The 16,054-nt window shown below is 42.6% G+C and carries 12 protein-coding genes; 1 reads left to right on the top strand and 11 read right to left on the bottom strand.

Going from position 1 to position 16,054, the window contains the following annotated elements; all coding sequences use genetic code 11:
- Positions 1 to 70 precede the first annotated feature (70 nt).
- The 7 genes from AC5JQI_RS07060 to cmoM all read right to left on the bottom strand — a co-directional run bounded on the left by AC5JQI_RS07060 (position 71) and on the right by cmoM (position 11,059).
- Complete coding sequence (locus tag AC5JQI_RS07060) at positions 71 to 703, bottom strand: MBL fold metallo-hydrolase (RefSeq protein ID WP_493914192.1); 633 nt, start codon at positions 701 to 703, stop codon at positions 71 to 73.
- A gap of 40 nt (positions 704 to 743) precedes the next feature.
- Positions 744 to 1,292, bottom strand: coding sequence for a peptidoglycan L,D-endopeptidase MepK (gene mepK, locus AC5JQI_RS07055; RefSeq protein WP_493914191.1), 549 nt, complete (start codon positions 1,290 to 1,292; stop codon positions 744 to 746).
- Between the two features lie 407 nt (positions 1,293 to 1,699).
- Entirely contained in the window at positions 1,700 to 3,418 is a 1,719-nt protein-coding gene (ldtD, locus tag AC5JQI_RS07050) for a L,D-transpeptidase (RefSeq protein WP_493914190.1), read from the bottom strand.
- 367 nt (positions 3,419 to 3,785) lie between these two features.
- On the bottom strand, positions 3,786 to 8,255 hold the full coding sequence (gene mukB / locus AC5JQI_RS07045) for a chromosome partition protein MukB (protein ID WP_493914189.1): 4,470 nt from the start codon (positions 8,253 to 8,255) through the stop codon (positions 3,786 to 3,788).
- The gene (gene mukE, locus AC5JQI_RS07040; protein ID WP_323854359.1) at positions 8,252 to 8,974 is read right to left on the bottom strand and encodes a chromosome partition protein MukE; all 723 of its coding nucleotides are present in this window, start codon (positions 8,972 to 8,974) and stop codon (positions 8,252 to 8,254) included. The genes mukB and mukE overlap by 4 nt, the downstream gene beginning before the upstream one ends.
- Positions 8,955 to 10,277 (bottom strand): chromosome partition protein MukF, encoded by a 1,323-nt coding sequence (gene mukF, locus AC5JQI_RS07035; RefSeq protein ID WP_493914188.1) that lies wholly within the window; start codon positions 10,275 to 10,277, stop codon positions 8,955 to 8,957. Before mukF ends, mukE begins: the two co-directional genes overlap by 20 nt.
- Positions 10,274 to 11,059, bottom strand: coding sequence for a tRNA uridine 5-oxyacetic acid(34) methyltransferase CmoM (gene cmoM / locus AC5JQI_RS07030; protein ID WP_493914187.1), 786 nt, complete (start codon positions 11,057 to 11,059; stop codon positions 10,274 to 10,276). The genes mukF and cmoM overlap by 4 nt, the downstream gene beginning before the upstream one ends.
- 179 nt (positions 11,060 to 11,238) lie before the next feature.
- Here cmoM and elyC point away from each other — a divergent pair, with 179 nt between their 5' ends.
- Positions 11,239 to 12,048 (top strand): envelope biogenesis factor ElyC, encoded by an 810-nt coding sequence (elyC, locus tag AC5JQI_RS07025; RefSeq protein ID WP_493914186.1) that lies wholly within the window; start codon positions 11,239 to 11,241, stop codon positions 12,046 to 12,048.
- 126 nt (positions 12,049 to 12,174) lie between these two features.
- Here the strand turns inward: elyC and kdsB are convergent, their stop codons facing one another.
- The 4 genes from kdsB to msbA form a co-directional block, all read right to left on the bottom strand.
- On the bottom strand, positions 12,175 to 12,924 hold the full coding sequence (gene kdsB / locus AC5JQI_RS07020) for a 3-deoxy-manno-octulosonate cytidylyltransferase (protein ID WP_493914185.1): 750 nt from the start codon (positions 12,922 to 12,924) through the stop codon (positions 12,175 to 12,177).
- 3 nt (positions 12,925 to 12,927) lie between these two features.
- Positions 12,928 to 13,107, bottom strand: coding sequence for a Trm112 family protein (locus tag AC5JQI_RS07015; RefSeq protein WP_237385257.1), 180 nt, complete (start codon positions 13,105 to 13,107; stop codon positions 12,928 to 12,930).
- 198 nt (positions 13,108 to 13,305) lie between these two features.
- Complete coding sequence (gene lpxK / locus AC5JQI_RS07010) at positions 13,306 to 14,283, bottom strand: tetraacyldisaccharide 4'-kinase (protein ID WP_493914184.1); 978 nt, start codon at positions 14,281 to 14,283, stop codon at positions 13,306 to 13,308.
- Positions 14,280 to 16,028 carry a lipid A ABC transporter ATP-binding protein/permease MsbA gene (gene msbA, locus AC5JQI_RS07005; RefSeq protein ID WP_493914634.1) on the bottom strand — a complete coding sequence of 583 codons (1,749 nt, stop codon included), beginning with the start codon at positions 16,026 to 16,028 and terminating at the stop codon, positions 14,280 to 14,282. Before msbA ends, lpxK begins: the two co-directional genes overlap by 4 nt.
- Positions 16,029 to 16,054: the final 26 nt, after the last annotated feature.

Below are 16,054 nucleotides of genomic sequence, written 5' to 3'. Positions count from 1 at the left end.
TTTGGGGTCAGTTCAGAAGGACGGCTTTTATCTTTTTAATACAAACTATTACGATAAAAAATACATCTCATTAATCTTGCAGGAAAGGGTTAGTCTTCCGTTCATATCCTAATGTTGACATCGGTCCGTGACCGGGAATGAATTGATAATCGTCCCCCAAAAGCAGCACTTTTTCTTTAATGGATTGAATCAATTCATCATAATTTCCACCCGGAAAATCCGTACGACCGACACTTCCTTTAAACAACACATCTCCCATTGAGATTAATTTATCGGCATGATTAACAAGAATAATATGCCCTGGCGTGTGCCCCGGACAATGCAAAACAGACAATTCAACCTTGCCAATTTGCAACGTATTTTTTTCCTCTAACCAACGATCCGGCGTGAAAGAGGGACATGGCTCAACACCAAACATTTGACATTGAATTTCCAGCCCTTCTATCCAAAAAGCATCTCCCTTATGTGGCCCATAAACAGGTACATTAAAATGCTTGGAGACTTCAAGGGTAGCACCAACGTGATCATAGTGACCATGAGTCAGCAAAATTTGTGTCAGTTTCAACTCACGACGCTCTATTTCGGCAATAAGTTGCTCAGCATTACCACCAGGATCTACAATCGCCGCTTCCTGAGTTTCCTCACACCAAATCAATGTACAATTTTGCATCGCCATCGTGACGGGGATAATGTGGTATTTCATTATATTGTTGGACTCCACAATCAAGACTATAGGTATAAGATTACCACGTCCTGACCGGGCCTGTATCAATATGAATAAAATTACTCTTTGGATAGAACCCGACCCCTCCAGCCCCCATTTTCAACGCTGCCTTACGGATATTCGCAAGTTGCATACCATCAATATGAAAATCCATTGCTCGTCCACGAGTATGGTAGCTATGTTTTGCTACACCACCACTGGCTTGGCGTAACATATTATTTGTCATTAATGAACGATAGCCAGAGACTAATTGAACAGGTTTATTTATTCCCATCATCATCTGTAATAAATAAATTTGGTCAAATAATTTTGGATCAATCGTTTTGATCTTATTTTGACGAAAATCTCTAAATAAATAATTCAAACGGGATAATTCTGATTTGTTATAACGGCGACCATCAAAGAATTCAGCTTTGAGTTCTTCTCCTGTATGTAGGTTATTAAAATGTAAAATTCGGGGGCGTGGGGTTGTCAATGCAGCCAAAGCATGTTGAGGTAATAAACTTAACCCCAATGCGGCCACGCTTACGCCGAGCCACTTCCGGCGATCATGGTCAATATCATTCATGGATAATATGCCCTGCTATTCTATGATTTATTAATATATTCTAAACTTCATTACTTATTGAGTTTAATCGACTAATAAGACACCAACAAATAAAACTTAGTTTCAATTTTTTTGTATATTAGTGTAAATTAATCGGCCAATAATTGTGATCTATTTAACAAAATTCAAAGCGTATTAAACGAAAGTAAATATTGATGACGATAAGTTAATGGGAGATATCTCCATATGGGATATAAATGCTTCCTCAATAAAGGAGAGAAATCCGGCTAAGATTATATAACAGGAATAAAATCATTGGAAAAATAATTAGCAATAAAAAATAACGGTGAAGGAAGTGTTATTTCTTTCACCGTTCATAACATTAACATCAAATTCATTCCCTCATAAATGATGAGGAACCACAAAAATTATAAATCATTTCTGGTAGCCAGAATCTCATTAAACACCTCTGATTGTTGTCTCGCACTTATATCATAGTCATAGATATCAGCCCGATATTGTGGCACCCCTCCTTCATCAACCCAGGCTGTTTGATAATAGAGAAAAACAGGAATTTTTTTGGGTATATTTACATATTTTGTTGTCCATGTTTTCAATGAATTATTAACTTTATTTTTATTCCAACCCGCATCCCCCAATAACATGTCAGCCAGTTCAGGCGCTTTATTTACACGCACACAGCCTGAACTGACTGCCCTCATTTCCCGATCAAAAGAAGCCTGATTTGGCGTATCGTGCAAATAAATCGCTTCTGAATTTGGCATATTAAATTTGAAACGCCCCAATGAATTAGTTGGGCCAGGAGCCTGTCGTATTCGGTAAGGAAAATTACTTGGTGTTACTGTTCCCCAATCAATTGATGAAGGTTCAATAACCTTGGCATCATTACCCCAACTGGAAAAAACTGTATAACCCCGAGTGCGAAAATAACTCGAATCACGCATTGCCCTTGGCGCGATATCTTTCCGGGTCATACTGGTAGGTACGTTCCACGGCGGATTAATTACCACATTATTCAATTGACTGCTCATAATCGGTGTTTTGCGGCTGGGGCGACCAACCACGACTTTAGAGCTTAATACTTCCTTACCATCCAAATAATAAAAAAGTGAGTAATTTGGAATATTGACAAAAATACCTGTAGGCATATCAGCCGGAATAATTCGTAATCTCTGTATATTTAATGCCATTATACGGGCACGAGTTTGTGGTGTGGTATTTAACCATATTTTCGTGGATTGACCGATCACACCATCCGCAGATAACCCATGCAGGGCTTGAAATCGTTTTACAGCAGCAACCAGTTCTTCGCCATAAACTTTATTATCAGATTTGACTGAAGATGATTCCAGCACACCGGAACGAACTAATATCTTTCTCAATGCAACTATACTCTCACTACTTTGCCCTAACCTTAACGTCTTTTTGAAGGAGAACTCTGTCCATGGTTGCCTATCAGATAATTGTCCTAACATCTCCTTACGCATATTTTCATACATAGGATGATTAGGTAACAAGGTCGTAATATAAGAGAGGGTGTTGTTATTATTGATATGTTGTTGCCATTTATCAATTGATTGAGAGGTTGGTAAATTAATTTTATAGGGAGTTTTGCTATATAACCATGAATTTCCTTTTTTCTTAACATCATTGACAAAATGGAGATAACCTAACATAGCATCAGACAAAAGAATATCTCGTCCCATATCATTTAATTCAGGTGAATGAAGTTGTATCAACCATTTTTCAAATTGAGGCTGGAAACCAGCTAATGATAATTCAATCAATTGTTCTTCAAACTGTTGAATTGTTTTTTTATCCTGCCATAGCGGTTTCATATTATTAGCAGTATATAATGTTGCCAACCGTTCAAAGAATATCGGTTTTATTTGTTGTGGCAACCAATTTTGTAATTTTTTTCGATTTTCATCAATAGACGTTCCGGAAGATATAGGAATAGTCTTATCAACTGAATCAGTCAAATTTTCTTTTTTTTGTTCCTCTGATAATTCTTGCACATTACTTGTTATCAATCCATTTTGTTGATTTGCAAAGGTTCCCTCTGATACCGCTAATGCGCTACAGATAAAAGAAACTTTCAGAAACCTGACCGTGTTCTTCGCCATAAGAGTTCACCTCACCTTATTATGTTATGCAGCTGTCCAATGACTTATTCTAATTCTCAGTCGCCCTATTTTATCAGAAAAGAATAGAAGTAATTATATACGTAATTACTTCTTAAGATAGAGAGACAATCATACGCAATGACACTCAACAAAATAAAATATTCACTATAATAAATTAGAGCATACTGACCTTAAAAAAGAAAAAGGCACCTCTGGTGCCTTTAGTCAGAGTATATTCTATTGATATTTAAGATTAATACTCAGATTTAACGACTACTATCACTAAATATCGGCCCATCATTTTCAGATAATACAAGAGGGGTCTCACTATGACCCCTCTTAATAACAGTATCTCTTAATAATGAAATTACTCTTCCAATATCGGTTGTGACTGCATTTGAGGTTGCGTTTGTTCTATCACAGGGGCATCCTGTCCGAAACCACGTAATCCAACAACATGTACATGTTCTTGATTATTGAAAATTTTACGAACCAATTTATAAGTTGTGCCTTTTTCCGGACTGATATTCTCTGGTGCAGCGATAATTAATTGCATTTGTAAACGTTCACACAATTCAAACAACGTTGCGATGGATTTAGCATCCAAACGTGCAGCTTCATCAAGGAACAACAGGCGGCATGGTGAAATGTCTTTACCACGCAGACGACGTGATTCCTCTTCCCAGCTCTGTACCACCATGACCAGAATAGACATCCCCGTACCAATGGCCTCACCGGTAGACAATGCCCCACTTTCCGCTTTCAGCCAACCATCCGAGCCACGGTTTACTTCAACGTCTAATTCAAGATAGTTACGGTAGTCCAGCAACTCTTCACCAATAGTCTGTGGCAAACGTTGCCCCATATCCATTTGTGGATTCAAGCGCTGATACAGTTTTGCCATCGCTTCTGAGAAGGTTAAACGCTGGCTGTTGAACAGATCCTGATGCTGTTCCTGCTGTTCGGACAACACATCCAGCAAAACAGAGTGGCTTTCACGCACGTTCACATTCAGGCGCACACCGCCAACCTGTCCGAAGGAAACCGCCTGCAATCCCTGATTTAACATACGAATGCGATTCTGTTCACGTTGGATGGTTTTGCGAATGATATTAGCTACGCTCTTGGAACTGATCGCTAATTTCTGCTCACGTGCTGTTAATTCTTCAGTCAAACGCGCCAGTTCAATTTCCATTTGTTCGATCGCATCAACTGGATCATCTGTGCGGATGATATCCTGACGAATACGTTCGCGTAAATGTTGGTAAACGGCAACGAAGAATTGAATTTTTCGCTCAGGGCGTTTCGGATCTTCAGACAAGCGCAACACATCACGCAGGTGTTCATTATCAGCTACTGCCAGACGCAATGCACCCAATGCCTTATCCGACATTGAACGCAAATCATCACCCTCCATATAGGCCAGCTCACGGCGATGTAAGCGACGTTCAACACCGTTGTCTTTCACCATGCGCATGACAGCACACCAGCCCGCTTTTGAAGAAACAACTTGGTCACGCTTTTGATAGTAATCACGCTCAGATTTACGTAATTTCTTCTGGAGATTTTCCATTTCAGCTTCACAGAATGCGATCTGTTTCTCAAGCTGGTTAATACGGTAACGGTTAGTATTTACAGCAGTATGAAGCTGATCACGACGTTCACGCGCACGAATTTCTGCATTAGCATCCGCCTGAACACCAATATCTTTCATCTCCTGTTCAAGCTCTTTCAACATATCCTGCTTAGTGTCATAAGAGCTTTTCAGTGATGCCAAGACTTGGCTGAACTGAGCATATTGTGCTTGCTGCTGGCGCAATTGTTCACGTGCGCGCCTACGATCCGATTCCGCGTGTTCAAGGCGTTGACGCAGTTTGTCGTTTAGATCAGAGTTTTCACTGAGCATTCCTGCGGAATCGCTATAGCTGAAATGCGCACGGCGCTGTACAACTTCCGTCAAAGCAAAAGCTTGTTGTTTAGCTCTATTCTGGCTATGTTGCGCAGCCTCATAATCTTTCTGCAACTGTTCATGTTGCTGTGGATCGCTTTGCAAAACAGAAACCAACGGTTCGAGCTTAGTCAATGCATTGCCGTGCTGTTGCAGAAATCGAGCTGCATCCTGCGCTTCATTCATTTCTTCACGGACAGTGTCCACGCGATCAATCAGCGCTTCATCCAACAGGATTGTCATTTGTGGGATCAAGCGATTCAGCGCTGACAGGCTTTCTTTAACCTGAACAAGTTTTTGTTGGTGCTGCTGGGTTTTAGTCTCAAATTGAGATAATTCCCGCTCCAGCTCGGTTCGGCGTTGATTCAGGCTGCGAATTTCTGCCTCTGGATCATCATCAAACGCAACAGACAGATGCTTACCCACAAAACGGCTGAAAGCCTGATGTGTCCGCTGGGTTTTTTGAACATCAAATGAGAGCGTTGCATAACGTTCAGCCAGAGTATCACGCTCAAGACTGAGTGCTTCCTGACGATTTTCTCTTGCCGCCCGACCAAACAGGGGAACTTCAGGATAGCGGGAATAACGCCACTGGCGATCAGATGATTTCACCAGAACTGCACTGTTCTGCTCTTCGAAGTGGAATACACTGTCATCGAAAGATTGCGGATCACCCTCAATCAAATAGAGATCTTCCGGACAATCTTCCAATGATTCCAAAAGTGGACGAACCAATGAAAGATCAGGCACAACAATCGCATGACGAGCAGGGCCATACAGCGCAGAGAAATAAGGCGCATCATCAAGGGTAATATCGTCATAAATTTCTGACAGTAAAACACCACCGAAACGTTCAGCTAATGCGAGTAATCGACCATCTTCTGCTCCACTTGGTTGGCTCAGGCGATCAATTTGTTTTTCCAGTTCACGTTTCTGAGCCGCTACGTCATCACGTTCAACAGTGATTTCTCGTTCTTGCTCCAGCAATTGCTGCATGTATTCAGTGACATCGTGACCACTTTCGAGCGATTCATTACTCTGTTCACAAAGCTGATTCAGGGCTTCCTGTGCTGCCAACCATACTGGCGCACGCTCTGTCAACCCCTGAATCTTCTGTTTCAGCTGTTCAAACTCCTGACGCATCTGAATGCGGCGTTCACCACTTTCGTTGGCACTCAGGCTTAATTCTTCCAACTGGGCTTCTAATTCACTCTGTAGCGTCTCTAAATCTTCCGCCTGATATTGCTGGTTATGGCGCTTACAGAATTCTTGCAGTAAACGCTCAGCATTTTGCTGACTGTTCAGTCGTTGTTCCAATTCAGACAATTGGATACGCAACGGTTGAACCCTATCAGACAAATGGCGTTGAGATGACCATTCCCGCAATACTTCACGGGCGGCTTGCCAGGCTTCGCTGCGGCTCACTTCACCAACAATATTTTTAACCAGCTCATAAGCCTGCTCAAACTGACTGTGAGCCGCGTCAGCAACACTTAACTTCTGTTCTAATGCCAGCAAAGTTTCAGTCGCCTGCTGTGCCTTGGCTTGGTAAGTTTCTTGCCACTCATCGGCATTTTCGGTCACCAGTTCTGGAAGTTGACAAAGCTCACGTGCTCGTTCTAGTGCTTGCAATGCCTGCTGATATTGAATTGCGCGAGTTTGCTGAACATCCAGCGCTTGCTGATAATCAGCAAGCTGGCTTTTCAATTCATCAACTTCCTGTTCTGCTGCCTCAGATGAGGTTTCATATTCCGCCTGAAGTTCTTTTGCTTCTTCAACAACTTCGACCTGTTCTTCCAACCGATAAGTCAGTTCCTCGATATCTGATTGATAACGATCAATTTTTTCCTTCTGACGCATCGCTGTCTGAACCAGATTCAAATGATCGCTGGCCGCCTGATAATCCATTTCTAAATCAGAAGATGCACCACTTTGTTCCGCCAGCTCTCTCGCCATTTCAACATGACGATACTGCTCAGCTACCAATTGACGGCGGCTACCAAACAATTCACTGCGCAAAGCCAATGATTCATCCAAATGAACACGGCGTTCGTTGGCATGACGCATATAGTCAGCAGAAACATAGGCAGTAGATTCTGTGATGAGATGCTTGAAAAGATCACGATCGGATTGCGTAACACGGATAGCTTCCAGTGTAATGCGGTTTTCACGCAATGCGGCTTCCATATCCTGAAACGCTTTTCTGACTCCACTGTTTTCTGGCAGTAGATAATCACGCAGTGAGCGGGTAATGGCGCTGGAAATACCACCATATAGCGATGCTTCTATCAGGCGATAAAACTTGCTGCGATCACTTGCTGAACGCAAACGTTTTGGTATCACCCCTAAATCAAACATCAGAGCATGATAATCGGTAATAGAGTTAAATTGTTTGAACTGGACACCTTCCATTCCATCAAGGCGTTCTTTCAGTTCATTCAAGGGCAGAACGCGTGCCTGACGTTCGCCAATATTTTCAGTTAATAACTGTGTTGGCTGAATAGATGCAGGAATTCCCTGAATCATAAACGGCTTGATATCAACCTTGCGATCACGTCCAGCAACTTGTTGTAAACGTACCCCTGCAATAATTCTCTGATGGCGGGAATTCACGACATCCAATGTGGAATAGCAGACTCCTGCCCGCAATTTACCATGTAGCCCCTTATCACGGGAGCCACTGGTTGCCCCTGCTTCTGTGGTATTGCGGAAGTGGAGTAGCGTTAAATCAGGGATCAACGTGGTCACAAATGCTGCCATCGTAGTAGATTTACCCGCTCCATTACCACCAGATAAGGTCGTCACAAGTTCGTCAAGATCAAACGTTCTGGCAAAAAAGCCGTTCCAGTTAACTAACGTCAGTGAGCGAAATTTACCGCGTTCAATCATGACTGTTCACCCTCCACATCTTCTGCTGAATGCCCTGATGTTTCTTCATGCTCATTCTCTTTTTGCAGTGCTTCCCCTTCCACAGGAATGGCCTCACCATTACGGATCATCCGCAATTGTGCTTCGCGTGGGTCGTCACCGCTGCGTACATCTGCACCGAAGCGAAATACGGCTTCAGTAATCATAAATTTATTGCTGTCATTTTGCAGGAAATAAACCATTCCCAAACGGCGCAATCGGTTTAAGGAGGTTCGTGCTTTTTCCTGTAATTTCTGTTTGTCCAAATCGGAGCCTGTAGAACGGTGGTTCAGGACTTTCATCAGCTTATTTTCATCGGCCAGAGACAATAGTTCTTCGTACAGCTCCTGAAAGGTAAATATTCCCTGATTGGACAAACGTTCTGGGCTGAGATAGAGGTAACACAAGATCTTACCTACCATCATGTCCAATTCAGACAGGACAGATCGCGGGATCAATGTCGTTGAACGGGGACGCAGATAGAAAAAACCTTCTGGTGCACGGATTAACTCGACGTTATAACGCGCATAAAACATTTCCAATTCTTCCTGAAAATCCATCAGAAAAGCGTGATTATCAAGATCATCCAGACTGACGTGACGCCCAGCACGAAGCTGACTATCTAATTCAGGGAAAAGTGTATTGGATAATGCCTGAGCCAGTTTTACCGGCATAATTTGTTCAATATGTGTCGATGACATGTGCCTGCACCTTGGCTCCGTAATCATTAATCGCTAACCATTCCGCTGGCAACCCAGAGAAATCCGCTTCTGCAACGCCCAACCTTACCGCTTGATCCACCAACAGGCGCGCCACATCAAAATGGCGTTTACGTGGATACTGAGTGAGGTAATCGCGCATTACAGCGCCCAAATCCAGAGGAAGTTTTGCCTGCTGGTAAACTGCCAGTGCCTGTTCCACCATCTCAGCCAACTGTTCGTTAATTTCACTAAACTCTTCATATTCCATTTCTGGCGGTAATTCTCCCATTACCTCTTCATTACGCAAAGTTAGTTCTTCATCACGTACATCCAGCAAGCGCTCTGCGTTAGCGATGGTCAACGCCCACGGATTGTCAAAATAGTGTTGGATGGATTGGCGAAGGCGCTGGGCAAAAATCCGGTTTTTATCCATATCAATGGCAGTTCGGATAAATTTGTGAACGTGACGATCATAACCTATCCATAAATCAATAGATTGCTGTCCCCAGCTGATAATACGATCCAGTTTACCTTGCAGATCAAAGACCAGCTTATCAACCAGCTCAGAATCGCTGCCATTTATATTGGCATCCTGAATACGCAATAGGTTGGCCTGCAATTTGTCACCCGCTGCTTCCAATGTGTCCTGAAGCTCCCGCAGAGTACCCGAGGTTTCAGACAGTAGCTGTTCACAGTTAGCGATAGCAGCCTGCCAATCCTGATTAAGCAGCGCGGCGATATCCGTTTTTACACTGTTTTGCTGTTCATCCAGCAGGCGTTGGGACATATCAATACTGTCAAAAATTTCAGCCACAGAATATTTCAGCGGAGCAAAGACATTGCGATGCCAATGGAATTCATCCCCGTCTTCTTCGGCCGCTTCTGCCGCCCGATGCAATTCGTTGGCTACGATAGATAACTGCATGGAAAGACGCAACGTGGAGAATTCACGCTGGCGAATATAATAATCGCTAATACCAATTCCTAATGGAGTCAGACGATAGATAGCGTTGCCATCTGCCATCTCACTGGCAAAACGATTAAGTAACTTCTGGCGGACCATATCATTTATGGCATTATTTGCCCTGACGGATACCACTTCAGAAGTCTGCTCAAAGCCTTTACATACTTCACGGAAAGCATCTACCAGCTCTCCTTCACTCATTTCACCGTCAAACCGTTCACTGTTTAATACGGCAATCACCATCAAAAACGCCAGCCGTTCTGGTGGCAACGAAATTGAAAAGTCATTTTTTCTGGCCCAGGATACAAGTTCAGGAACAGTCTGGGAATATTCACTCATAATTCGCTCTTTAAGGTAGGCTTGCGTGCCATCACATGAATGTAGCGCCCCAGGCTGATATAGGGCTCTTGTCTGCAATAACGTTGTTCAAGTTCAAGTAACGCCGGAAAATCTGCGTTCTGTAATTGGCGGCTTTGAAGGTAGTCGTGAAAAACCCTCACTCCTGTCTTGCCCGTTATTTCCATGTTGAGTTCAGTCAGCCATTTATATACCTGTTCCGGTACTAATGGGTTTTGCGGCGATAGAGAACGTTTTCGGCGACGCTGAATATTAGGTGTTGCTAAATGGAAATTACCCAAGATGGCATTACGCATAACCAGCCCATTAGCATTATAAAACATTAATGAGAGTGCACCACCGGGCGTTATTATATCTCCCAATGTTTCTATTGCATCTTTTTGGTCAGTAATCCACTCCAATACAGCATGGAATAGAATCAGATCGACAGGCTGTTCAATATGCTGATTAATTTCCTGTACTGAACTTTGAATAAATTGCATCTGGTGGAGAACACCACGCTCCTCAGCGTTGTGTTTTGCCCGTTGAACCATCTCTTCAGATAGATCACAAAGTATCACCTGATGGCCTAATTCAGCCAATTGGCAAGCCATATTTCCTTCACCGCCCCCCGCATCCAGAATGCGTAACGGGCGTTGAGGCAAATGGTTCAGCAATTCGTTAATATCCTGCCAGACAACGGCTTGCCTGATTTTACCCTTGGTTGTGCCGTAAATATTACGCGAAAATTTGTCTGCAATATCATCGAAATTGCGATCCCGCATGAAAAATTGCCTCACTTATAAGCTAAGTTTAATTTATCTATTGAGTAGTTATGCTATCTACTGCTATTTTTGCTACTGTTATTTTGGCACAGTAATCATTTAATTAACTACTTTTAGTCTTAAATTCGTCTTAAATTCGACCCTGCGCGACTATAATTCAACCAAATCAAGGTCAGTCAATGCTATTCCTGTTAAAAAAGTATATCGGTTCGTTATTAATGCCTTTGCCGTTGATTATTATTATCTCTTTCACCGCCCTGATATTACTGTGGTTCACCCGTTGGCAAAAAACAGGCAAAACCATTTTATCACTGAGCTGGCTCGCATTACTTTTATTGAGTTTACAACCTGTTGCGGACAAACTCTTACTGCCTATTGAAGGGAAATACGTTCAGCGCTATGAACCCGACATACCACAGGCTACACCTATAAAGTACATTGTAGTTCTTGGTGGCGGCTTCACTTATAATTCCCATTGGGCACCTAGTGCTAACCTTATTAGTAATAGCTTGCCTAGGGTGACTGAAGGCATTCGGTTATATCACCTTAATCCTGGCGCTAAAATGATTTTCACAGGCGGTAAAGGCGTTAATTCAATTAGCAGTGCCGAAGTTGCTGCTATGGTAGCACAATCTGTGGGAATTCCTGTAGAGGACACGATAGCATTAAAAAAACCTTTGGATACCGAAGAAGAAGCAGCTGAAGTTGAAAAAGTGGTTGGGCAACAATCTTTTATTCTTGTTACATCAGCTAATCACATGAAAAGATCACTGCGTTTTTTTGAGCAACGTGGTTTACACCCAATTGCAGCCCCTGCCAATCAATTGGCTGTCACAACACCTTTGTATCCGTGGGAGAAATATATCCCCTCAGCCTATTATTTTTCACATACAGAACGTGCTTGGTATGAAACATTAGGTCGGATCTGGCAAGCAATTAAACCAAAAGGTGCTGATATTGATACTGAAAAATCAGAAGATTCTCAGTAAAAACCGTTAAAATATCATCAAATTAGAAATAACATTGAGAAAAAACACTGTTGAAAAAAAGAGAATGCGGTAATAACGCATTCTCTTTTAGCTCAGATTTAATTGATACTTTCTCTGATAGAAAGATCAAAGCTCTGCAAAAACTTTTCTAACAGCATCCAGATCTTCCGGTGTATCAACACCTGCGCCAGGTGCTTGCAATGCTTTTGCCACATGAATTTTTTCACCGTACCAAAGCACACGTAATTGCTCAAGCATCTCTATATTTTCCAATGGGCTTGGCGCCCATTGTACATACCGGCGGATAAAACTGACACGATACGCATAAATCCCAATATGACGCAGGAAGTCATTTCCAATCGACTCTTTTGATTGCATAAAGCGATCTCGCTCCCACGGAATGGTAGCGCGAGAAAAATAGAGTGCATAACCCTGCGCATCCATGACAACTTTAACAGCATTAGGATTGAACGCTTCTTCCACATCTTTGATCTGTACGGCAAGTGTTGCCATTCCAGCATCACAGCCAGCCAGATTATCAGCCACCTGTTTGATGATCTGTTCTGGAATAAGAGGCTCATCCCCCTGAACATTTACGATGATTTCATCATCAGCAAATTGGTATTTATCAATAACCTCAGCCAAACGTTCTGTACCTGAATGGTGATTTTCATTTGTCATGCAAGCTTCGCCGCCTGCGGCAATCACTGCATCAAAAACGTCTTGGTTATCTGTCGCCACAATCACTCGTTCAGCACCGGAGCGAGCAGCCCGTTCCATTACACGTACAATCATTGGCTTGCCGTGAATATCAGCCAGTGGTTTCCCTGGCAGACGTGTTGAAGCAAAACGTGCTGGAATGATAACGGTAAACATAGATTATTGGTTTTCCTCTGTAGGCAAAGTACGTGCTTCATTTTCCAGCAGTACAGGAATACCATCGCGGACAGGAAAAGCGAGACGGTCAAGTTTGCAAATCAGTTCAAAGTTTTCTTTATCGTAACTAAGCTTGCCATGACATACCGGACAAGCGATGATTTCGAGTAAACGGTGATCCATATTTCCCCCAAGAGACGGGCTTCAAATTCAATTCGACTCAGAATACCACAAGCAATATCTCACCGTTAACTCTTGTTGTTTTGTTTATACTGGTTGCCGTGTTACGACAATATTTCAGTATTATTTATATCCCTGAACTTCCAGATTTTTAGTCAATAAAGACACAACTTGAAATCTATAGGAAGTACATATGTTCAGCTAAGGAAGCAAAGAGCAAATTTCATTCAATATTTTTTGCCCTTCTTTCTCCGGCAAATGAGCATATACAGGTAAATACCACCAATTAGGCTGGGCAAACTGGAAACATTTAACTGCATCTTTTTCTGTCATCAACAAGTTCTGATTATTCCCTGCCAAAGCCAATAATTGTGATTTTTCATAAGATTGGTGATCAGCAAAAGCATGAGTTTTCTGTAAGTCGGCTCCCAATTGCTGTAATGTCGCAAAAAAACGCGGCGGATGACCAATCCCCGCCATTGCAATACCATTTGGAATATCGCTGACTTTTCGCGTTTCACCTGTCAGTAAATTAACCGCTAATTCTCCTTTCAGAGCCATGGGTAATTCGCCTGTTTGCGGTATCCCGCCATTGACAATAATGGCATTGACTGTATTTAAGCGCCCCGCCAGTTCACGCATTGGGCCTGCGGGTAACCAACAACCATTGCCAAAACGACGGATCCCATCAATCACTACAATTTCATAATCACGCTGTAAGGCATAATGTTGAAGGCCATCATCCGTAATCACGATATCAACCGGGGCATGTGCCAGCAATGCTTTAACCGCATCCGTTCGTTTCGGTGCAACTGCAACAGGAACCCCGGTGCGCCGGTGAATTAAGACCGGCTCATCTCCCGCTTGTATTGTTGTTACTTCGTCTGTAACTAATAACGGGTAGTGTTCGGATTTCCCGCCATAACCACGCGAAACAACGCCTACTCGATAACCTTTAATCTGCAATTGCTCAACCAACCAGATAACAACAGGTGTTTTGCCATTTCCCCCTGCCGTCAAATTACCGACCACAACAACCGGTACTGAGGCTTTCCAAGAGCGGCTCAACCCCAATTTATAACTTAAACGAAGCAAACCGCTTATCAGCCCATAAAAGGCTGATAATGGCAAGAGTGAAATGTAAAGCCATGAGCGGCCTGACCATATTCGTTCAATCATTGGCCAAACTGCATCCGATATAATTGTGCATATGCACCTTCATTTTCCAACAAAACAGCATGGTTACCTCTTTCGATAATATTGCCATCTTCAATGACAATAATTTCATCAGCATTTTCGATGGTAGAAAGGCGATGAGCAATAACCAATGATGTTCTGTTTTTCTGCAATTCATCCAATGCTGCTTGGATAGCACGCTCAGATTCTGTATCCAGTGCCGAAGTTGCTTCATCCAAGATCAAAATTGGCGAATCACGTAATAAAGCACGGGCAATGGCGATACGCTGACGTTGTCCGCCGGAAAGCAAGACGCCATTTTCACCAATCATCGTATCAAGACCGTTATCAAGTTTTTTGATAAAGTCCATTGCATAAGCCATCTCCGCTGCGCGTTCAATTTCTTCACGACTGAACTGCCCTTCGCTGGCATAGGCAATATTGTTGGCAACCGTATCATTGAACAAATGCACATTCTGCGATACCAAGGCTATTTGATTACGTAGTGAAGCCAACGTATATTCTCGTAAATCATGGCCATCCAGTATAATTCCGCCTTCATTCACGTCATAAAAACGGGTAAGAAGGTTTGCAATAGTCGATTTGCCTGAACCAGAGCGCCCAACCAAGGCAACAGTTTTTCCTGCCGAAATTGTCATCGAAACCTTTTTCAATGCAGGATGGTCTTTAGTCGGATAGCTGAAAGTGGTGTCACGGAATTCAATATTGCCTTTTGCCTTTTTGATTTCCAATTTCCCGTCATCTTTCTCTTGTTCCATATCCAAAATGGCAAACAAAGTCTGACAAGCAGCCATACCACGCTGGAATTGTGCATTAACGTTAGTCAATGATTTCAATGGACGCATCAGAGCAATCATGGATGAAAATACAACGGTGATTTTCCCTGCGGTCAAAGCGCCCATAATTTCAGGGAAACTGGCTGCATATAGAATAAATGCCAGAGCAAAGGAGGCAATAATCTGAATAATCGGATCTGAAATAGAATCAGCAGAAACCATTTTCATGCCTTGTTGACGCATGTGGTTACTGACTTTATTAAAGCGTTCAGTTTCAACTTTCTGACCACCAAAAATTAAAACTTCTTTATGCCCTTTCAGCATCTGTTCTGCACTGGTAGTCACTAGTCCCATGCTGTTTTGCATATTTTTACTGATGTTGCGAAAGCGCACGGAAACAAGGCGAATAACCCCTGCAACGAGCGGCGCAATGACAATCAAAATAAGGGAAAGCTCCCAGCTGTAATAAAACATCAGTATAAACAGGCCAATAATTGATGCCCCTTCCCTAACAACTGTCACTAATGCGCCAGAAGAAGAAGAAGCAACCTGTTCAGAATCATATGTAATGCGAGAAAGTAAAGTTCCGGTGGATTGCTGGTCAAAAAAGGATACTGGCATCCCCATCATATGGTTGAACAGACGACGGCGCATCTGCATGACTACTTTGCCTGATACCCAAGAGATACAATAACTTGATACAAAACCAGATATGCCACGTAACAACATCAATCCGATCACAACCAGTGGCATCCACTTTAATACACTAATGTCTGCCTTGCCAAAACCCTCATCCAGCAAAGGTTTCAACAAGGAAAGCATTAATGTATCACCGGCAGCATTGATAATTAACGCAACCGCCGCGACTAACAGACCGACCTTAAAGGGTTTGATGTTCGGCCACAATCGGCGAAAAGTCTGCCAGGTAGAAAGATCTTTATCATTCATTATTGAATTACCAAACCAAAAGAAATAGC

It is taken from the genome of Xenorhabdus sp. XBWT (assembly GCF_059072735.1).
Note: the sequence above shows the minus strand (reverse complement) of the source record. Positions and strands in the feature narration are given on the sequence as shown.